12 protein-coding genes and 2 tRNA genes are annotated in these 18960 nt (G+C 58.1%); 8 read left to right on the top strand and 6 right to left on the bottom strand.

Annotated elements, in window-relative coordinates; all coding sequences use genetic code 11:
• Window positions 1–363 precede the first annotated feature (363 nt).
• The 3 genes from RPF88_RS12805 to RPF88_RS12815 all read left to right on the top strand — a co-directional run bounded on the left by RPF88_RS12805 (window position 364) and on the right by RPF88_RS12815 (window position 5892).
• Window positions 364–1374, top strand: coding sequence for an ATP-binding protein (locus RPF88_RS12805; RefSeq protein ID WP_337122522.1), 1011 nt, complete (start codon window positions 364–366; stop codon window positions 1372–1374).
• Window positions 1371–3953: a DEAD/DEAH box helicase gene (locus RPF88_RS12810; protein WP_337122523.1), complete on the top strand. Its 2583-nt coding sequence runs from the start codon at window positions 1371–1373 to the stop codon at window positions 3951–3953. The genes RPF88_RS12805 and RPF88_RS12810 overlap by 4 nt, the downstream gene beginning before the upstream one ends.
• A 592-nt stretch (window positions 3954–4545) precedes the next feature.
• Window positions 4546–5892 (top strand): IS5 family transposase, encoded by a 1347-nt coding sequence (locus tag RPF88_RS12815; RefSeq protein ID WP_063169227.1) that lies wholly within the window; start codon window positions 4546–4548, stop codon window positions 5890–5892.
• Window positions 5893–5938: 46 nt separating this feature from the next.
• Here the strand turns inward: RPF88_RS12815 and RPF88_RS12820 are convergent, their stop codons facing one another.
• From RPF88_RS12820 to RPF88_RS12830, 3 genes are read right to left on the bottom strand one after another with little or no spacing between them, the layout of a single operon-like run.
• Window positions 5939–7285 (bottom strand): HlyD family type I secretion periplasmic adaptor subunit, encoded by a 1347-nt coding sequence (locus tag RPF88_RS12820; protein WP_337122524.1) that lies wholly within the window; start codon window positions 7283–7285, stop codon window positions 5939–5941.
• 39 nt (window positions 7286–7324) lie between these two features.
• Window positions 7325–9088: a type I secretion system permease/ATPase gene (locus RPF88_RS12825; RefSeq protein WP_337122525.1), complete on the bottom strand. Its 1764-nt coding sequence runs from the start codon at window positions 9086–9088 to the stop codon at window positions 7325–7327.
• Window positions 9089–9128: 40 nt separating this feature from the next.
• Complete coding sequence (locus tag RPF88_RS12830; RefSeq protein WP_337122526.1) at window positions 9129–14174, bottom strand: hypothetical protein; 5046 nt, start codon at window positions 14172–14174, stop codon at window positions 9129–9131.
• Window positions 14175–14730: 556 nt separating this feature from the next.
• Here RPF88_RS12830 and RPF88_RS12835 point away from each other — a divergent pair.
• A complete protein-coding gene (locus RPF88_RS12835; RefSeq protein ID WP_337122527.1) occupies window positions 14731–15861 on the top strand; it encodes a helix-turn-helix transcriptional regulator in 1131 nt (376 codons plus the stop codon).
• A 516-nt stretch (window positions 15862–16377) separates the two neighbouring features.
• Here the strand turns inward: RPF88_RS12835 and RPF88_RS12840 are convergent.
• Window positions 16378–16545, bottom strand: a complete 168-nt coding sequence (locus RPF88_RS12840; protein WP_337122528.1) for a hypothetical protein — start codon at window positions 16543–16545, stop codon at window positions 16378–16380.
• Between RPF88_RS12840 and RPF88_RS12845 the strand changes: the two genes are divergently transcribed.
• Both RPF88_RS12845 and RPF88_RS12850 read left to right on the top strand, forming a co-directional pair.
• On the top strand, window positions 16544–16792 hold the full coding sequence (locus tag RPF88_RS12845) for a hypothetical protein (protein WP_337122529.1): 249 nt from the start codon (window positions 16544–16546) through the stop codon (window positions 16790–16792). The genes RPF88_RS12840 and RPF88_RS12845 overlap by 2 nt on opposite strands.
• A complete protein-coding gene (locus tag RPF88_RS12850) occupies window positions 16789–17832 on the top strand; it encodes a tyrosine-type recombinase/integrase (protein ID WP_337122530.1) in 1044 nt (347 codons plus the stop codon). Before RPF88_RS12845 ends, RPF88_RS12850 begins: the two co-directional genes overlap by 4 nt.
• Before the next feature lie 76 nt (window positions 17833–17908).
• Here the strand turns inward: RPF88_RS12850 and RPF88_RS12855 are convergent.
• Window positions 17909–17985, bottom strand: a tRNA-Arg gene (locus RPF88_RS12855).
• Window positions 17986–18032: 47 nt separating this feature from the next.
• Window positions 18033–18338 carry an ETC complex I subunit gene (locus RPF88_RS12860; RefSeq protein ID WP_013532440.1) on the bottom strand — a complete coding sequence of 102 codons (306 nt, stop codon included), beginning with the start codon at window positions 18336–18338 and terminating at the stop codon, window positions 18033–18035.
• Window positions 18339–18478: 140 nt separating this feature from the next.
• On the opposite strand from RPF88_RS12860, the gene RPF88_RS12865 reads away from it, so the two are divergent.
• Both RPF88_RS12865 and RPF88_RS12870 read left to right on the top strand, forming a co-directional pair.
• Window positions 18479–18555, top strand: a tRNA-Pro gene (locus tag RPF88_RS12865).
• A 102-nt stretch (window positions 18556–18657) separates the two neighbouring features.
• A complete protein-coding gene (locus RPF88_RS12870; protein ID WP_013532441.1) occupies window positions 18658–18939 on the top strand; it encodes a hypothetical protein in 282 nt (93 codons plus the stop codon).
• Window positions 18940–18960 lie beyond the last annotated feature (21 nt).

Raw genomic sequence — 18960 nt, forward strand, 5'->3', positions numbered from 1 at the left:
GCATATGATGAGACAAACGCTACCGGCCAGCGGAAACACGATCGCCGGCGTCGTGTATGGAGGTGAACGTCCGTGCGGCGAAGATCCGGCGCGTTTGGCCGGAAAGCGAGAGCGCGAATCGCAGCAACGCGCCTCATGTCGGCGACAACACACTTTGCTTGACCCCCGGAAACAGGTGTCCGGGCGCCTTGACGCTTGGCAAACCATTTTGCGTTGTCGTGGCTGTCTGCTCACTGCCCAAAACAAGGGGTTGGGACGAGTGCAGCAAACCGATACTCAGTTTGATCAATCCTTCCGTGCCAGTGTAGAGTTCGAGCTAGGCGAGCCATCACTTCAGATTTCGGGCTAGGCTTGGGAGGGGAAATGATAGTTGAGGTTCCGGGTGCGACTGATGTCGCACACATGGCGCTATTCGCGCGAGAACTGCGAAGCATTCAAGCGAGCGAAGAGATTCAGCTAGATTTCGGCGAGGTAAGATTCACCTCGCCGGCATGGCTAGCGATCATCGGTGGATCCTTGCGCCAGCTGAAGATTGATCATCCGAAGATAAAGCGCCGCGCGCTCAACTACAGGCACCTGGGCTACGCTGGGCACATGGGGTTTTTCGGCTATCTCGGCCTCAACTTCGGATCACCTCTTGGTGCCGCGTTAGGAAGTGAAACCTATGTGCCGCTGACCGAACGTTTCACCGCCGAGGTCCGTTGCGCTGCCGCGGAGAAAATGGTCCCAGTCGGCGAACATATTCATGCTGAGGCGGAACGGTTGGCGGCAGTGCTGACCTGTACTGACAGCGGCGCCCTACAAGACACGTTAGCCTATGCAATTCGGGAGATCATCCGCAACGTCGTAGAACATAGCGAAGCGCACAGCTACACTTTCGCAGCCCAGTACTGGCCAAGCCGGCAGGAGGTCGAAATGGTCGTGTCGGATCAAGGTATTGGCTTGGCATCGTCCCTCCGGCAGAATTCCAATCTCTCAATTGAAAGTGATGCGGACGCTTTAACCACAGCTATCCAACCTGGGATGTCGTCGAAGGCGTGGCGAAAATCGCGACACGATGATGATTGGGCCAATAGCGGCTACGGTCTGTTTATGACTGAAGGCCTCTGTCGGCTCGGCGGTATTTTCCAATTGATGAGCGGCGACGTTGTACTCGACATTAGGGGCGCCCAAAAGCGACTTCACCCCGCTTCCTGGGCTGGCACGGTCGTAGTTCTTCGACTGGATACCAGCCAACTTCGTGCCTTGAGTGAAACCCTCCAAGACTTGAGGGATGAAGGTCGACGCATGGAGCGAGCGGCCAAAGGGCACGCCATTGGTCCCTCGCGGGCCTCGCAAGCAAGTAAACCCCGGGGATGGACGCCACAAGCATGACGAGCCTTCTCGAAGCGTTTGACGCTATGTTGTCGGCCGGAGATGTGACGATCGTCGAGGAACTGATGAGCCCCCCGGTGCTCGAACGGCGCGGTCCCATTCCAAGCACTTACATCAATGGTCCGCTCAGCCCCTGGCTTCGCAATGGAGTGGCGCCGGATGGCGCAATTTGGCGTCACCAGGGCATGGCTTTGCAATTGCTCGAAAACGGCGAGAACATCGTGGTTGCAACCGGCACTGCTTCGGGTAAATCCCTCATTTTTCAGTTGGCGGTCGCACAGGAATTATTGGCGGGTTCGGGCACCGCGCTCGTTCTCTATCCGCTGAAGGCGTTGTTGGCCGATCAGGCGCAGCGCTGGCGGCGGTTCGCAGATGATCTGGGCCTACCGAGAGAAACGGTTGCTGAGCTTCACGGTCAAGTGGACTTTGAAGACCGGGCCGCCGCAGTTCGTAAAGCCAGGGTAATCCTGGCAACTCCCGACATCATTCAGGCGTGGCTCATGCGTCAGGTCGCCACGCCCATGGTTCGCGAAATGCTCTGTAGCCTTCGCTTCTTGATCTTAGACGAAGCACATACCTACGAATCGGTTTTCGGCAGCAACGTAGCCTACCTCCTTCGGAGAATCCTTGCTGCGCGTCGACGCGCGTGCCGGGACCGGAACGTTAGCAGAAAACTTCAAATCATCGGGGCCACAGCTACGATTTCAGATCCTGCCGAACATCTCGAAAACCTCACTGGATGGCCATTTGCGGTCGTGGGGGAAGAGGATGACGGATCACCCAGCCATGGGCGGAGGTTGTTGCATATCGAGGGGCCAGATAGCGGCGCCGCCGCCGAGGCTATGCTCGTCGATCTGTGTTCGCGGCTCGTGGTCAGATCAACCGATGGCACTTTCATAGCCTTTCATGACTCTCGCCAAGGCGTCGAACGGGTAGCCAGGGATATTGATGAAGACGACGTACTGCCCTATCGGAGCGGCTACGAAGCCAAAGATCGCCAATCCATCGAGCGGCGTCTGCGGGCCGGATCGCTGAGAGGTGTCATATCGACTCCAGCCCTGGAACTGGGAATCGACATCTCCAGTTTCCTTCTGGGCCTTAACGTCGGCGTCCCGCAGTCAAAAAAGGCGTTTCGTCAAAGAATTGGACGCGTGGGACGTGCGTCACAGGGCTTGTTCGCCGTAATAGCGCCAAGGCACGCATTCACGCGCTTTGGCTCCAGCTTTTCTGGCTATTACGCAGGCTCAGTTGAGCCTTCCCACTTGTATCTTGCCAACAGGTTTATCCAATTTGCACAAGCACGTTGCTTGATGGATGAATGTGAAGGTCTCGGAAGCGACCAGAAAGAGCCGCCACCTGGCGTATCGTGGCCCGATAGCTTTGGCGGTGTGTTCGATCTCGCAAAACCTGGCGCTAGGCGGCCGCGCGAGTTTGATTTCATGGCTCAGTTAGGAGCTGACAACCCACACCAGAATTACCCCTTACGGCAGGTTGGCGAGCCAAATTACGTTATAAAAACCAAAGGCGGTGAGGATGACGTCGGCAACATCGCCTTGAACCAGGCGATCCGCGAGGCCTATCCAGGAGCCACGTATCTGCACTATCGCCAACCGCTACGAGTGATTGAGTGGCGCACCACTTTCGATCGCTCAATCCGTGTCGAAGAATCCAAGAAGGCTCCACCAACGAAGCCGATGTTGCGGAAGACCCTCAACGTGGGTTTAGGCCCGGAAGAGATCGTTGGAGGACGAATTCAGAGCAGTGCGAGCGGAATACTTGCCGAAGCGTTCCTACAAGTCAACGAGTCCGTCGAGGGCTATCGTGTGGGCTCTAATACCTTCGCCTATCGGGACTTGCGGCAAAGCAACCCCAAGATGTCTCGTAAACAGCGCGAGTTCCGCACCACGGGCGTGGTATTGAAAATCTCCGAAAACTGGTTTGCCGGCAGCGGCACGGTCCAGGCAACAAACCGGATGCTTGTGGCGACCGCCCTTGCCGACCTCCTAAAACGCGAGCGCAGCGTATCTCAGAATGACATCGATCATGCTGCGACGCACATCGCAATCTATCAGAATGGCGCCTTGAGCCGCGCGACCGACACGATCGTAATTTACGACAGTATATACGGCGGGCTGAGGCTAACCGAACCCCTCTATAGTGAGTTTCCAGAGTATCTGATGAAGTTGCACAATGCGGCCGAGTTGGCTGGCGACGCGGCGGCTTTACCGCTGGCGCTTACGAAAAAACTTCGCGCTTGGGCGTTGGACTTGCAACTGGGGACGCCCAGTCCAGAGCACACGCTTACGGCCCCCGACGGGGAATTGCTGGTATACGCGCCGGGAAGCGTCGTGTCCGTGATGCAGAATGGTGCTCTCTTGGAACGAACCTTGATTGGTCCACAAATGCTTCCTTTCGGTGGTTCCGAGATGCTCGTCTACAGTTATGAAACGGGTCGAGGAGCCTTGGGTATGGTACCACACGACCAAGTTCAGCAGACTGGCCAAGATTGGTCGATGGCATACTGGAATCCCACCACAAACGGGATCAGACCAATCGACCAAGAAGACGGAGTATTCTGATCCTGCGCTACGACTCGTCTTGATCTCCGGAAGGCGGTCACGCCATCCGCGAGCGCGCGCAGGGTTGCCGCGTAATCGGTGAAGCGCTTCTTATCGAGCTTTATCGGATTGGCCTGCTGCCGGTTTTTCGGACACGAGGTTAAGCTAACTGGACGAGACCACCTAGACTAGACAGCTTCGCGGTGCGATTTAGGTTGCGAAGGGCTTGGATAAACCGCCACCGGCGCTGACCTCCAGCCTGTCTGATGGCGAATCCGGCATCCCAGTTCGCGAGCTTTCTCAATGAAGCGTTGTAGAGCAGAGGAGAGTACCAATCCCATACGAGAAATTGCAAGGTCCCGCAGTCGTTCGCGATCTAGTGGTGCAAAGCCAGTCAAGTTGGATTCGCGGCAGTTTACGACCGACTACATTGTCGGCCGTGAACTATCCGCAAGCCATTGATCTGGCCTGTTGATTGAGGCGGATAGCGGCTTTGGAATTGCAGGATTAGCGGTATTTGGACGCTGTTTTCCTGCAATTCGGTTTTGCGATTCCCTTGTGGCGCGGAGCGTGATTCACTCGGTTCGGCGGCGGCGAATCGAGGGGACAGCGAATGTCCAGGCCACGCGAGAAGCGCGAGACGGGAGAGCAGGACCTGTTCCGCTCCCGGCTCGACCAAATCATCAACATGAAGCACGAGCTGGTGCGGCTGGCGCAGGCGATCGACTGGCCGGTGCTGGAGGAGCGTTTCGGCGCCGTCTATTCGGACGGCCCCGGCATGCCGCCGCTGCCGACCCGGCTGATGGCGGGGCTGGCGATCCTCAAGCACACCTTCAACCTGTCGGATGAGGTGCTGTGCGAGCGCTGGGTGGAGAACCCTTATTTCCAGTATCTCACCGGCGAGACGTTCTTTTGCCATACGCTGCCGTTCGACCGCTCCTCGATGACGCGTTGGCGCAGCCGTATGGGCGAGGAGCGGATTATGGTGCTGTTGCAGGAGAGCCTCAGCCTCGCGGTCAAGACCGGGGCGATGAAACCGGCCGACACGCGCCAGGTGATCGTCGACACCACCGTGCAGCCGAAGAACGTCATGTTCCCGACCGACGCCAAGCTCATCCATCGGGCACGCGAACGGCTGGTGCGGCTGGCCAAGAGGACGGGTCTCCATTTGCGCCAGAGTTATGTGCGGGTCGGCAAGCTGGCGCTGATCAGCCACCAGCGCTATGCCCACGCCAAGCAGTTCAAGCGGGCCAACAAGGCGCTACGCAAGCTCAAGACCTATCTCGGCCGGACCATTCGCGACATTGGTCGCCAGATCGCCGGCGATCAGGGGCTGGACGCGCTGTTCAAATGGCCGCTCTACCAGGCCGCCACCGTTCTCGAGCAACGCCAGCGCCAGCGCGGCCGCAAGATCTACAGCCTGCACGCACACGAGGTGGAATGCATCGGCAAGGGCAAGGCGCATGCGCCCTACGAGTTCGGGGTGAAGGTGTCGGTGGCCACCACGCTGAAGCGCTCCAGGGGCGGCCAGTTCGCCCTGCATGCAAAAGCACTGCCCGGCAATCCCTATGACGGCCACACGCTGGCAAGCGTCATCCCCGACATGGAAAAGACCATCGGCAACGAGATCGGCCGCATCCTCGCCGACGCCGGCTATCGCGGCCACAACGCACCGCAGAGCCACAAGCTCAGGGTCTTCACCGCGGGCCAGAAACGCCGCGTCACCCCAGCCATCAAGCGCCAGATGCGACGGCGGTCGGCGGTCGAGCCCGTCATCGGCCACATCAAGAGCGAACACAGAATGGGCCGCAACTACCTCGCCGGCCAGCAGGGCGACACCCTCAACGCCATCCTGGCCGCCGCCGGCTACAACTTCTCCCTCCTGCTCAGGTGGCTGAAGGGGTTTTTGTCGCTCTTGATTGCCCTGCTTCAAATCCGGCCGAAGCCGGTCGCCGCTTAGGGCTCGGATTGTTCACGGTCGACTACATTAGCTTTCTCTGAGACCTCTACTCCCGGAACGCCCTGTGAATCTGGTCCGACAACGGCTTCATCACGTAGGACCAAACGTTGCGTTCGCCAGTCTGGATGTGGACCTCCGCAGGCATGCCTGGCTGGAGCCGCCTGCTGCCACGCAGGCATGACTTCTGGTCGTCGAGCGTCGTCCTCGCCACGAAATACGAAATCTGCCGCTGCGGGTCTTTTATCAGGTCGGCTGAGACTCTCTGCAAGGTGCCCTTGCATTCCGGGGTCGTGTTTGCGTCGAACGCGGAGAAGCGTATTGAAACAGGCTGTCCGGGCTCGATGTCATCGATGCTGGCTGGCGCGACCATAGCATCGACTACGAGCCTGTCCAGTTCGGGTACGATCAGCATAATGGTCTCTCCGGGACTGATTACGCCACCGACGGTATGGACGGCAAGCTCTTGGACAAGTCCTGACTGGGGAGCCCGGATTTCGGTCCGCGCAAGCTGGTCCTTCGCCACGGCCTTGCGCTCGACGAGTTCGACCTCCTTGCCGTCGAGTTCACGCAGTTCCTCGTTAACGTCCTTGCGCATGTCCTCGTCGACCTGAAGTGCTTGCAGCCTGGTTTCGCTGATTTTGCCCTCGGTTTCGGCTATGGCAGCCGCCAAGCGACCGGACTCGCCGCGCAGCCGCGATAGTTCGAGCTGGAGCTGGCTCACCCTTTCCAGCGACACCAGCTTCTTGTCGTAGAGCGTTTTCAGGCTGTTGTAGTCCCTTTCGACTAGGGCCGCCGATTCATCCATGGACTTCCGCTGCGCCGCCAGACCCTCGATCTGCCTTGCCAGTTGTCCGGACCGAGCCTCCATCTGCGATTTCAGTCCGGCAGCAGCTTTGGTCCGGCTTTCGAAGAGCGCTTTCTCCCCGGCAATCAGGAGTTCGACATCAGGCTCCGCCATCCGTTCCACGAGGCTTTCCGGAAACTCGATAGATAGTAGTCCCAGCCGTTCGGCCTGCAGCCGCGCCTGGCGGGCGATCGTGCGGTCGTACTGCTGGGCGAGGATCTGGAGGTTCGCGCGCGTCAGGGTCTCGTCGATCCGCACAATCACGTCGCCAGCTGCCACGCGGTCGCCTTCGTGAACGTTGATGGCTCCCACGATGCCTCCGGTCTGGTGCTGCACCTTTTTGGCGCTGCTTTCGACGACCACGGTGCCCGATGCGATCACGGCCCCGGCCAGCGAGGTCGTTGCAGCCCAGGCACCAACGCCGCCGACAAGCACAACGGAGACTGTCAGTCCCAGCAGGATGTTTGCCCGGATGCCTTCGCCGGATTTCTCGGGAGCGCACACCGAGTTGGAACCCGGAAGCCTGAAGGGCGAGATCAATTCGGACACGGAAGACCTCCACTTCTGGATTCTTTCGGCACGCATTCCTCAGACATGGCGCTCGCTCGGCGCATACAACGGAATGACCGTGGAATCACGGCGTTTGGCAGGTGGCTCTTTGGGATGCTGGGCTGCGGCGGCGTTTGTGACAGCGGCGAGCACGCCTTCCTTGGGGCCGAAAGCCTTGACCGCCCCGGCCGCCATGACCATGAGCTGGTCGACGTTTGACAGGGCCGAGGGGCGGTGTGCGACGACGATGACGATCCCTCCCCGCTGGCGTACTCCGTGGATCGCGATCGCCAGCGAGTCGTCGCCATCGGAATCGAGGTTGGAATTGGGCTCATCGAGCACGACAAGGAAAGGCTCACCATACAGCGCCCGCGCCAGTCCGATGAGCTGCCGCTGCCCCGCTGAGAGGGCGGTGCCGCGCTCGCCGACCAAGGTCTGGAACCCTTCCGGCAGCAGGAGGATCATCTTGTCCACCCCGGCAGCCTGCGCCGCCGCCAGGATGTCCTTCGGCGAGGCATTTCCGTCGAAACGGCTGATGTTTTCGGCAACCGTCCCGTCGAACAGTTCAATGTCCTGGGGGAGATAGCCGATGTCGCGCCCGAGTGCCTCGCGATCCCATTGGTCAAGGGCCGCATGGTCGAGACGCACGGTTCCGCGCAGCGATGGCCACGCTCCGACCAATGCACGGACCAACGTGGATTTGCCCGATGCGCTCGGCCCAATCACGCCAAGGGCAGCGCCCGCGCGGAGAACGAACGTCACGTTCTGGATGAGAGGTTTCTGATGGCCAGGCGCGGCTACGGCCAGGCTGTCCACCGAAAGCACATTGTGGGGGCGCGGCAGTGCCATGGGCTGGCCGTGGTCGGAGAAGCCCTTGAGGGTCCTCGAGAGCTGGCCGTAGCTCTGGCGGGCTGAAATGAAGCCGCGCCAGTTCGCGATGGCGACATCCACGGGCGCCAGCGACCGTCCCAGCATGATCGAAGAGGCAATGATCACCCCCGATGTCGCTTCTCCTGCAATTACAAGATAGGCCCCCAGACCCAGCATGAGCGATTGAAGCATCATTCTGAGCGTCCGCGACATGGCGCTGGTGAAGCCGACAAGGTCGGAAAGCCGCCGCTGGTCTGCGAGAAAGCGGGAGCTTTGATGGCTCCAGAACGTCGCGAACCGACCCGAAAGGCCCATCGCCCGTATGATTTCGGCATTGCGGCGGCCTGCGTCCGAGAAGGTCGAGCGTGCGATGACCGATTCTGTCGCCCTCCGGCCCGGTGCCCTGCCCAACGCTTCGGCAACCAGCGTGAGCAGAACGATCACCGTCGCCCCAGCAGTGGCAAGGACGCCGAGCCATGGATGCAGCATGAAGATGAACGCGATGTATACGGGAATCCACGGCATATCGAAGAAGGCCGTGGGTCCGGTTCCCGACACGAACGAGCGTATCTGGTCGAGATCGCGGACCGGCTGGACGCGCGCTCCATCGTGCCCGGTCCTGAGGGGCAAAAGCAGCGATGCCTCGAAGGCCTGCCGGCGAAGCCTGTGATCGAGTGTGTTGCCTATTCTTACCAGAAGACGGAGACGGACGAAATCGAGCAGGCCATAAGCCGCGTAGAGCCAGACCATGACGATGGTCATGCCGACCAGTGTCGGGATGCTCCGCGATGGCATCACGCGGTCGTAGACCTGCAGCATGTAGAGCGACCCGGTCAGGCCGAGAATATTGACCACAGCCGAAAAGGCGCCGACACAGAACAGCGCTCCCTTGCAGTGCGAGAATGCTGCTCTCAGTTCGTTCCCTGGCGTCATCGCAATCTGCCCCGTGCCCATGGGTTTGCCCCCGTTCAGCCTACGCCACCATGAAATCGGCGTTGGTCAGCGCGAGTCCGGCGCCGATATTTGCGAACTGGATCGCCCCGCCTGACGCGTTGCCGTTGGCGTCATAGGTGAGCGTTCCGGTCGTGGCGTTATAGAGGATGCGGTCGTCGGCATCGGCCGCTGCCGTTCCGATGTGGAATGACCCCGCCGCCAACGTTCCCGGCCCGCCAAGCGCCGTGAAGATGGCGTCGTCCAGCGCGATCGTGTCGTCGGCAACGTTGAAGTCCGTGATGACATCCTTGTTTGTCGAGGCGTTGAGGGCGGTGCTGAAGCGGAAAGTATCGGCTCCGAGACCGCCCGTGAGCGTATCGTTTCCGGCCCCGCCGTCCAGCACGTTGGCTCCGCCATTGCCCTTCAGCACGTTGTTCGCAGTGTTGCCCGTACCATCGATGTCAGAGTTGCCCGTCAATGACAGGTTCTCGAAGACGCCGAGGACACGGGCGGAGTTCAGCAGGCTGAACGAAACCGATGCCTGGATCGTGTCCGTTCCTGTTGAACTCGCGACGCTTTCGTCCACAGTGTCGGTGACGCTATCGACGATGTAGGTGTCGTTTCCGGCCCCGCCGCGCATAGTGTCGCTGCCTGCGCCGCCGTCCAGGGTGTCGTTTCCGCCCCCGCCGTCGAGCAAGTTGTCGCCCGTGTTGCCTGTCATCACGTTGCTGGCAGAGTTTCCGGTCGCGCTGGTGTTGCCGGATCCGGCCAGCGTGAGGTTTTCGATCGTCCCGATCGCATGAGCGGGATCGGACAGGTTGAAACTGACCGACGAAAGGACAGTGTCGATGCCTTTTGAGCCTGACTCGTCGACTATGTCTCCGGCACTATCGACGACGTAGGTGTCGTTGCCGCCGCCGCCCCGCATTGTGTCGTTTCCGGCTCCGCCGTCGAGCGTATCGTTGCCACTGCCTCCGAGCAGTGTGTCGTTTCCAGCTCCGCCGACAAGGGCATCGTTGCCGCCACGGCCGTCCAGCGTGTCATCTCCATCACCGCCGTCGAGGACGTTGGCAGTGTTGTTGCCCACAATGATATTGTTGGCAGCGTTGCCTGTGCCGTTGATGGCGGCTCTGCCCGTCAGTGTTAAATTCTCGACGGTGCCGAACACCTGGGCAGGGTCAGAGAGGCTGAACGAAATTGACGACTTGACAAGGTCGGTGCCATCCGATCCCGCGACGCTTTCATCGACGATATCACCAATGGTATCGACTATGTAGGTGTCGTTACCCGCGCCACCGCGCATCGTGTCGGTACCTGCGCCTCCATTGAGAGTATCGTCCCCTATGCCACCGTTGAGTTCGTCATCACCACTGAGACCCTTCAGCGTGTCGTTGCCGCCAAAGCCGTTGATGATGTCTACCAGGCCAGTACCCCTTAGGCTGTTGTTTCCGGCCGTTCCGTTGATGACGTTGCCCTCTGCAACATTGGTTACAGTTATGGCGACTGAGCGGTTGGTGCTGTTTGTACCGTCGAAGGCCGTCACAAGGATGTCATAGACATTGTTGCTTCCGGCATCAGTTGAAGCTTCGAAGTTCGGCGGAGTCTTGAAGGTGACCACGCCAGTTGCGGCATCGATATTGAACAGCGCCGCGTCGGTGCCGGACAGCATGTAGGTGAGCGCGGCAAGGTGGTCGGCGTCTGTTGCATCCGCGTCGTAAGCAAGTCCCGTTCCGTTTTCCGCGAGACTCGCGGACGCTCCGGACGAAAACGCTGGAGCGTTATCATTGAGGTTGGTCACCGTGACTGAGATTGTCTGAGTATCGAAGCCGCCATTGCCGTCGCCGACTTGGACCAGGACTTCGTAAACGTTGTTGGCTCCCATATCGGTCGGCATCTCAAAATCGGGAGCCGTTAGGAAACTCAAGACACCGGTCGTGTCTTTAATTGAGAAAAGACTGACATCCGCGCCACCGACGATGGAGTACGATAGCGTCGCCCCTGCGTCTGGATCGCTCGCAGTCACAGTAGTCACCGAAGCGCCGTTTTCGGCAATCGAAACTGCTGCGGTTTCACCTCCGCCATCGGACGATATTACGGGAGGCCTCGAGCGGAGCAGTTCCTCGACGGTGTACGTTCCGTCTGCAAACTTCACCAATTCGACCCCTAGGATCGAATCTGTTCCGTCGGGGGAGCCTTCTCGGCCATCGCGGATCACGACCGTTCCGTCGTCTAGCCTTGCCGCAGCGTAATCCGCACGTTGGCCCGATAAGGAGACGGTCTCCACACCATCCCCCCCGAACAACAAATCATCCCCGGCGCCCGGCACTACCACAATTTGACCAAGAGCGGGATCTGCCGGTCCCCCTGAAGAAAGGTCGGACACGACTTTACTGATGACGATGTCATTACCAGAGCCGGCCCTGATCGTCTTATCTCCGATGCCATAGACGATGACATCGGCTCGAGCCGACCCAAGCACATCGAAATCACCGTCTCCCGCATCGGCGTAGTCGAAACTTGGTTTGACTACAAACTCCGTGGAACGAGTCTCTGGCGTTTGAACAGTGCTGGGGGTTCCATCCAAGTGCACAACTAGAGCATCGGGCTCAACTGGTAGCTCGGGATCGAATAGCCACCGCGGGAAAACAAGTGTCTCCACTCGGTCGAGAACGGCTGTCTTCTCGCCGGAGAAGCTGACCGTGAAAGTATCCGCATCAATGGCTACGATTTGGTAGTCGGACCGGGAACCCTCCATCACCACCTTGTCGATATCTAGCCCGCCGTCGATCACACGCTCACTCGCACCACGGCCCTTCATGCCGATGACATCATCCCCGCCGCTGGCAAGAACGAACTCGTCAAGGGGCGAAGCTACGAGCTTGTCGGCTCCCTCACTACCCAGAACAATGTCATGCCATAATGAGACATCACCTGCCCCGCGCAGCTCTTCTGCCAGCATGCTGTTATAGAACATCCCACCCTGGTCATACGCTTCTGCAACAAGCTGTCCGGTCGACAGCAGGTAGGTGTCCATGGAGTGAGGCTTGATATAATCGAACTGGTTCAAGACCACGTCAGCGAAGCTATACTGTGCGATAGGAGTCTCGATTGCGACATGCCCTCCAACCGTATTGCCAGGCAAGATGCTTCCGCGGTTGACGATAGCCGGATCGTTCACATGGCCGAAGTTTGCAATCTGCTCGTTGGCAGGCGTTACCTTCGCGCCAATGGACCCGAAGGTGAAGCCCTTCACATTGGCGGAGCCAGAACCCTGCAGATCCTCATTGATCAGGTACTGGACCATGGCTCCGCCCAAACTGTGGCCCGTCACCAATACCTGCTCGACTCCATTTTCGGAATCGGCGATGTAGCTCTTCAATGCGTCGACGAGCGGCCTGAACAGTCCGTAGTAATCTGTAGGATCGTGCCATTCAGGCGATTCGAGTAAAAACTCGTCTGTACCCCGGAAAGCCACCACCAGCGTGCGTGAGTTACCTACGATTCCAGTTAGGACGAGCGCATCTGCATCTGCAGCCTGTGCAGAGCGTGCAGCGAAGAGGCCACTCTCGAATTGGTAAGGACCGCCAGCTGGGTAAGGACTGCCAATGTAGTTCGCGGGCATCATCCCGAGCTCGAGAGCTGAGACGGCATGCCAGCCTCGGCTTTCCGCAGCAGTCGCTCCGGTGTAAGCCTCTTTCGCAAGACTCGCCATCTCGAACACGAGGTTACCACGCGAGAGGATCACCCTGTTATCTACCGGTCGTTCGAACTGGGCAAACTCAATCTGATTCGTCACCAGAGAGATGCTTGGAAAGCCACTGCTATTATTTGGTGCAGTTGTAATCGTGGTGGTGGTGTCAGGCCAACCAGGCCCAAAATTTACACTAACCTTATAGTCATCGGCGGACCCTGGGAGCTTGATTAAATCGCCACCAGCCTCCGGATTGGGGCCACCATCGAGTGTTTGTATCGTGTTACCTGCAAAATTGGGAAATTTGCCGTTCCAATAGTCGAAGATATCATCACCGTCGCCTCCAAACAGGGAATCGTTCCCGGGCGAGCCGACGATAGTGTCGTTTCCACCGACTCCCCCCCAAGAGTTCCCGGAGGTGTTCAGTCTGAGCGAGACTCGTGAGCCTAAGTCACTGACCGAGGCGCTCTGGGGAAAATCACTAAAATCGCCGTGAATCTCATCGTCGAGATTGGAGCCGACAATGGTATCGTCTCCGCCGCTCCCAAACACACCGACACCGACGGTGGGATCAACTGTGATTTGGTCGTTGAAATTTGATCCCACGACAACTTCGATATTGCTTAGGGTATCACCCTGCGCATCGCCGCTCGACGAGCCGCCCGCCAGATCGAGAGTGATGGCCGATGACTTCACGTAACCGAGGATGTCGAAGCCACCGCCACCATCAATCGTGTCAGCCCCCTGTCCCCCAATGATCAGATCGGAATCGTCGCCGCCATTAATTGTATCGTCACCATCTCCATCGTCGATGGTGTCATTCCCACCTCCGGCGAAGAAGGTTCGCGTGTGATCCCATGTGACACCTGGAGCGAGGCCGTAGTTCGACTTGTTCGGCAGATCGACAACGTCGTCGCCGAGAAGCGCGTCATATAGGTAGGCGCCCTTGCTGATCACTGCGATTTGTTCGGGCCCAAGGGAATTGAAGTCGACGAGATCTTGATTGTCGGTAAAGAGCCCAGCATCCACAATGCCAAAGGACATTGCAACACCAAAGGAAGTTACCACACCAGTACCAAGTGGGGCGCCGGCTGGTGCATAAATTTCACTACCAAAACCATGTATATTTATGATCCCGCTCGTAGCGAATGTAGTGACAGTTCCAGCGCTCCAATCCGCATAAGGTATATCCGTATATTCTGTATTAACTATGTTGTAATATCTTGACTGACTGTAAGCTTGCGGTGGTGTTAAAATAGCGTTTGCCGATGATGTAAAACTAACAAATGCCACTAATCTTGTTGTGTCATCGGGAAGTACGTAATGAAAAAGGTCATCGAAACTGTAGGTTACTCCAGAGGTTATGCTAAACACGTCTTGTACGATGGTTACCATTTGCCTCTCCCGCAACTTATCAGTTGGATATTATTATGTTGTCGACAACAATCATTATGTTGAGAATGTCGCCAGGCACGTCAGAAGCAACGCCAGCATTGATGAAAAACGCCGGCTAAGCCGCGATCAATAAACTATTTCACTTTAGAGCCGCCCATCGTCGTCCCCACAGCACTGGTTCCCAAGAAGCAGACGAAAATCTAAGCGCATTCAGAGAACGGCGGACCTCCCATATGGGGGCTATTTAGAATCAAAACCCTGGAGTTCTAACCTAGGGTAAGGTAAATTCATCGGCAGGAGTGGGGCTGCCGCCTTATGACCCCACGTCGCAGTCAATCGCTTTGGCCCAATTGCCTGGGTAGTGGGAGACGCTTGGAGACTCTAGCGCATCGCGACCCTGCTCGATCGGGCCCAACCGTGCCTAGGCGGCGGCGCAGCGCGCAGCTATCTGTCGAGGTTTCTTCCCCCTCAAAGCTTCTCGAAAACGGCTCGAAGAGACGCCTCTTTGCCGCTGGCATGGGTCTACCGACCGGTATTCTGGTCAGGCGATCACCCAATGTTCGATAAACCTTACGAGACTTTGTTGGATACAATTTATGAGGCGGTCGTGTTGCCTCAGAAATGGATCGAAGTATGCGATCGCTTGGCCCGGCTGGAAAACGGGGTCGGTGCATTGTTGCTACCCGATGTAACCGAATTGCGAAGGTTCGGGCTGCCTCATTCAGATGCGCTAAATGAGTCTGTCGAGGTCTATCAACGTGACGGTTGGTATTTCCAAGATGAACGATACCACGGAAGAGCCACTCACGGGCTTGCCCGCGTGGTGTTCGACCAGGACATTATGACAGCGGAGCAAATGGCAAGCTCGCCGTTCTATAACGACTTCCTTCGTCCCTGCGGCCTCAGGTGGTTTGCTGGCATCAGCATCAGTGTCGGCGGGAAGCCGTGGACGGCATCGATCCAGCGCAGCAACAAGCAAGGGCCGTTCGAAGAATCAGATCGTAGGCGGCTAGAACTTTTGGCAAGCCATCTGTCTCGCGCCGCCACCACTGCCGCCGCCCTCCACTACGTCCAGGCTGAGGGCGCGGTGGAGGCTTTCGAGCGCATGTCGATCGGCGCCGTCGTGATCGATGACGGTGGGCGCGCCATTCTCATCAACAAGATCGCCTACGCGCTAATGGGCGATGGTCTGCAAATTCGCCAAAGTAGATTGGAGGCCACCAACACCATCGATGCAGCTGCACTAAATGCCATGGTGCACGCGTGCGCCTCACTCTCGAATGTTGCTCAGCTATCGCCTCCGCAAATTGTTGCGGTTCGGCGCCCGTCGGGGAAAAACGCTTATCAGCTATCAGCCTGCCCCTTGAGCAAACGTTCCGTCGATATTTTTGGCGATGCACGGGCCCTTATTCTTATTGTAGACCCCGCACAACGGCGCAGACCGACCACTGAGGTTCTGCGTACACAGTTTGGCTTGACGGTATCTGAGGCTAAGCTTGCCAAGATTCTCGCCGAGGGACATTCGCTTGAGGGTGCGGCGAATCTCGTTTGTATCACTGAAGAATCCGCTCGGTCCTATCTAAAGTCTATCTTCTCCAAAACGGAAACGCACCGGCAGGGTCAACTGGTGGCCCTACTCGCCACCATGGGACTCCTCTCAAATGACAAAAGTGTTGATTTCTTGTAGCTCTGCCCGATATCGAGGCATGCGAGAAGCTTATCCGCCAGCAGCTGCGTAAGCTGAATTTTGAACCCACTGTTGCTAGCAAGCCAGCGGAACCACCAAATCGGATAGCCGCAGCGGGAAACTGACTTGCGGTGGCGTCATTGATCAGTTCGACGCCACCGCACCAAAATCAGAAGCCGCCGGCCGAGATCAAACTGCTTCGTTACAGTCCCGCGGAGCCTCAACATTTGAGCGAGTTGCAGCTGACGGTGAACGATATGTTCTCCATCGATTCCGCGATGGCATGTACCGGGTTGCCGACCCAGCTCTCGGGTGAACAAAACATCACGCCGCGAACCAGATCGTTACTACGGCAGAGGAAATAGCAGGCTATTTACGAAAGGGATTTCTGCTGCGCATGCGCGGTGGAATCAGCGGGTAGGTGAACTTGATAGCGGCCTCTGAGATTGCGGACAGGTTCTTGTCTTAACACGGCAAGCGCCGCTCCCGACTGTCTGGCCTGTTGCCGATCCTGATTTAGAAGGGACGCGCGACATCGTGACAGCCGCGATAGAGGACACAACCCACTGCGTGTTGGCGAACAGGCACCGCGTCGGCGGCTTCTCGTGGCGGTAGATCAATCAGCTCGTGGGTGTGACGGGCATCGCCGGCGGCTTCGGCCAGGATGTCAGCAAGAAAGCTCATGGACGCCGCCATCGCTGCAAGGAACGCGGATGCGCAAATGAACCGCTCCCTTGCCATCTCCCACAGACAAGCCCAGAATCTCATCGGCGCTGTGGAACTGGATACGGCAATCTTTGAATGTCGGAGACGTAGTTTTCCGATCTCCCTCGTTTGCGATGCGGGAGCCAGCGAGAGTTTGACTACAATGCTCTCCCGAAGCCTTGGTTCTTCGGATGAGCACAATGAATTGGAGGGACAGGACTCGTGATAATCAAGATAAAGGGGATCCACAAGGTCAAGCGGCGCCTGGCAGATGGTTCGGTCAGGGTCTATTACTACGCATGGCGCGGCGGGCCGCAAATGGGGCAAAAACCTCATACCGAGGCATTCGCCGCCGAGCACGCACGATTGAGAGAGGGAGAGAAGGCTGCGAACAGGAAGGTCGACACGATCGAGACCTTGATCGAGTATTTCACCGGACCAGAGCGTGCTCGCAATGGCGATTTCCTTGCGCTTGCCGAAACCACCCAAACAGCCCACCTCTATGCCTTCAAACTCATCCGGAAGGAGTGGCCCAGTCTACCGGTCAAGCTGACGCAGGGTAAGGGCATGAAGGCCGAAATCAGACGATGGCACCGCGGCTTCTCTGCCAATCCACGTAAGGCGGACAAGCTTCTTTTTTCCCTGTCGAAGGTGTTCTCTTACGCGATCGCCGACGAGTTGATCGATAAAAACCCGTGCACCGGAATCACCAGGCTCTACGAGGGGTCCAGAAAAGAATTCCTCTGGTCGGCCGAACAGATAGCAATCGTGCGCGAGAAATTGGAGTCGCATCTGCTCTTACCGTTCGAAATTGCGCTCGCCACCGGCCAGCGTCAGGGTGATATCGTAGCCATGACCTGGAAGCAGTGGGATGGCAAATATCTAATGTTCCAGCAGTCGAAGACAGGGAAGAAGCTTAAGGTGCTGGCGAACGCCCGCCTCAAAGCTCTGCTGGATCCACTGCCCAAGGACAAGATGAGGGTCTGCCTCAACTCTCGCGGGCGTCCGTGGACCAAGGATGGTTTTAAGACGTCATGGCGCAAGGCAATGAGTTCCGAAGCGATCAAGATCGAAGGTGTCACCTATCACGATCTGCGCGGCACGTTCATCTGCGAGAGAGCCAGGGAAGGCTCCAGCATTGAGGACATTTCCCGCATTTCCGGGCACTCGATGGCCGAGATCAAATCGGTCCTCGAAAAGCACTATCTGGCGACCGATCAGGTCCTTTCAGACGCAGTTATTGACCGCATGGAAAAGAACTCATGAGGAACAAATCTGTAAAATGACCTGTAAAATGACCTAAACTCAGGCACCATAAGAAAGGGTAACCTCTTGAAATTACTGGCGATCCCGACAGGATTCGAACCTGTGACCATCGGCTTAGAAGGCCGGTGCTCTATCCAGCTGAGCTACGGGACCGCTGGCCGGCCCTTGGGCCGGCTGGATATTCTGGCGCCGGGCGCCGTTCAATGCGTCCAGGGCGTCCTGCGGTCATAGCGGAAATTCTCCGCATAGGAAATCTGGCGGCGCTTGGTCTCTTTCGGCTCTTCGACGCGGAAAGCGAGCCCTTGCTTTTCGGCGTAGGCGACCGCCTCTTCGCGCGTGTCGAAGCTAAGCCTGATCTGGCTTCTCATGTCTGCCGACGTCGTATAGCCCATCAGCGGGTCGATCTTCTTGCGCGACTCGGGATCGAATTCCAGCACCCAGTAACCGGTCTTGGCCTTGCCGGACTGCATCGCGGTTTTGGCTGGGCTGAAAATGCGCGCGGACATGGCCACCTCGTTGTTGTGCAAGGCAGCATCGCCACCCTTCGCCCGTCATTACTGCGCAATGCGCACGGCGGCAAGGTTTTTGCTCTCGCAGGTTTTTGCACTTGCCATGCACCACCGAAATGAATAGGCAACAGACCGTTCGGAGTGTAGCGCAGCCTGGTAGCGCATCTGGTTTGGGACCAGAGGGTCGGGAGTTCGAATCTCTCCACTCCGACCATCCCCCCACAGCCCAATGCCCGGCGCAGCCATACGGTTCACTTGCTGCGGCACCGGCCGTGTGTCCGGCAGCCGCGGGCGGTTCGGCAAACAGGGGGGTCAGATGCTTGGAATCGATGCCTGGGTGTCGCTTTTCGGACCGGCCTACTTTGCCTATGCCGGCATAACGGTTCCGGTCATGGTGACGTGGGCAATTGCCTGCGCCGCACTGGCGATGTGGAATAACCGTGAAAGCCGCAGACAGGCGAGGCAGGCCCCGGGCGCCGTGGTCTCCCGCTCCTGGCGTGTCAGTATCGGGATGTTTGTGCTGGTCGCCGCCGGCTATATCGCCGCTCACTCTGCCGTCTATCTCGCAGTCCGTCATTTCGCCAGAATGTGGCTCTGATCGCCAGAATGTGGCTCTGAG

The organism is Mesorhizobium sp. ISC11, from assembly GCF_037162595.1.
Taxonomy (GTDB): Bacteria; Pseudomonadota; Alphaproteobacteria; order Rhizobiales; family Rhizobiaceae; genus Mesorhizobium; species Mesorhizobium ciceri.

What these genes read in the sequence shown, in the direction of transcription:
- RPF88_RS12805 (WP_337122522.1), top strand. Translation starts at nt 364, where the DNA reads ATGATAGTTGAGGTTCCGGGTGCGACTGATGTCGCACACATGGCGCTA.
- RPF88_RS12810 (WP_337122523.1), top strand. Translation starts at nt 1,371, where the DNA reads ATGACGAGCCTTCTCGAAGCGTTTGACGCTATGTTGTCGGCCGGAGAT.
- RPF88_RS12815 (WP_063169227.1), top strand. Translation starts at nt 4,546, where the DNA reads ATGTCCAGGCCACGCGAGAAGCGCGAGACGGGAGAGCAGGACCTGTTC.
- RPF88_RS12825 (WP_337122525.1), bottom strand. Translation starts at nt 9,088, where the DNA reads ATGACGCCAGGGAACGAACTGAGAGCAGCATTCTCGCACTGCAAGGGA.
- RPF88_RS12830 (WP_337122526.1), bottom strand. Translation starts at nt 14,174, where the DNA reads ATGGTAACCATCGTACAAGACGTGTTTAGCATAACCTCTGGAGTAACC.
- RPF88_RS12835 (WP_337122527.1), top strand. Translation starts at nt 14,731, where the DNA reads ATGTTCGATAAACCTTACGAGACTTTGTTGGATACAATTTATGAGGCG.
- RPF88_RS12845 (WP_337122529.1), top strand. Translation starts at nt 16,544, where the DNA reads ATGGACGCCGCCATCGCTGCAAGGAACGCGGATGCGCAAATGAACCGC.
- RPF88_RS12840 (WP_337122528.1), bottom strand. Translation starts at nt 16,545, where the DNA reads ATGAGCTTTCTTGCTGACATCCTGGCCGAAGCCGCCGGCGATGCCCGT.
- RPF88_RS12860 (WP_013532440.1), bottom strand. Translation starts at nt 18,338, where the DNA reads ATGTCCGCGCGCATTTTCAGCCCAGCCAAAACCGCGATGCAGTCCGGC.
- RPF88_RS12870 (WP_013532441.1), top strand. Translation starts at nt 18,658, where the DNA reads ATGCTTGGAATCGATGCCTGGGTGTCGCTTTTCGGACCGGCCTACTTT.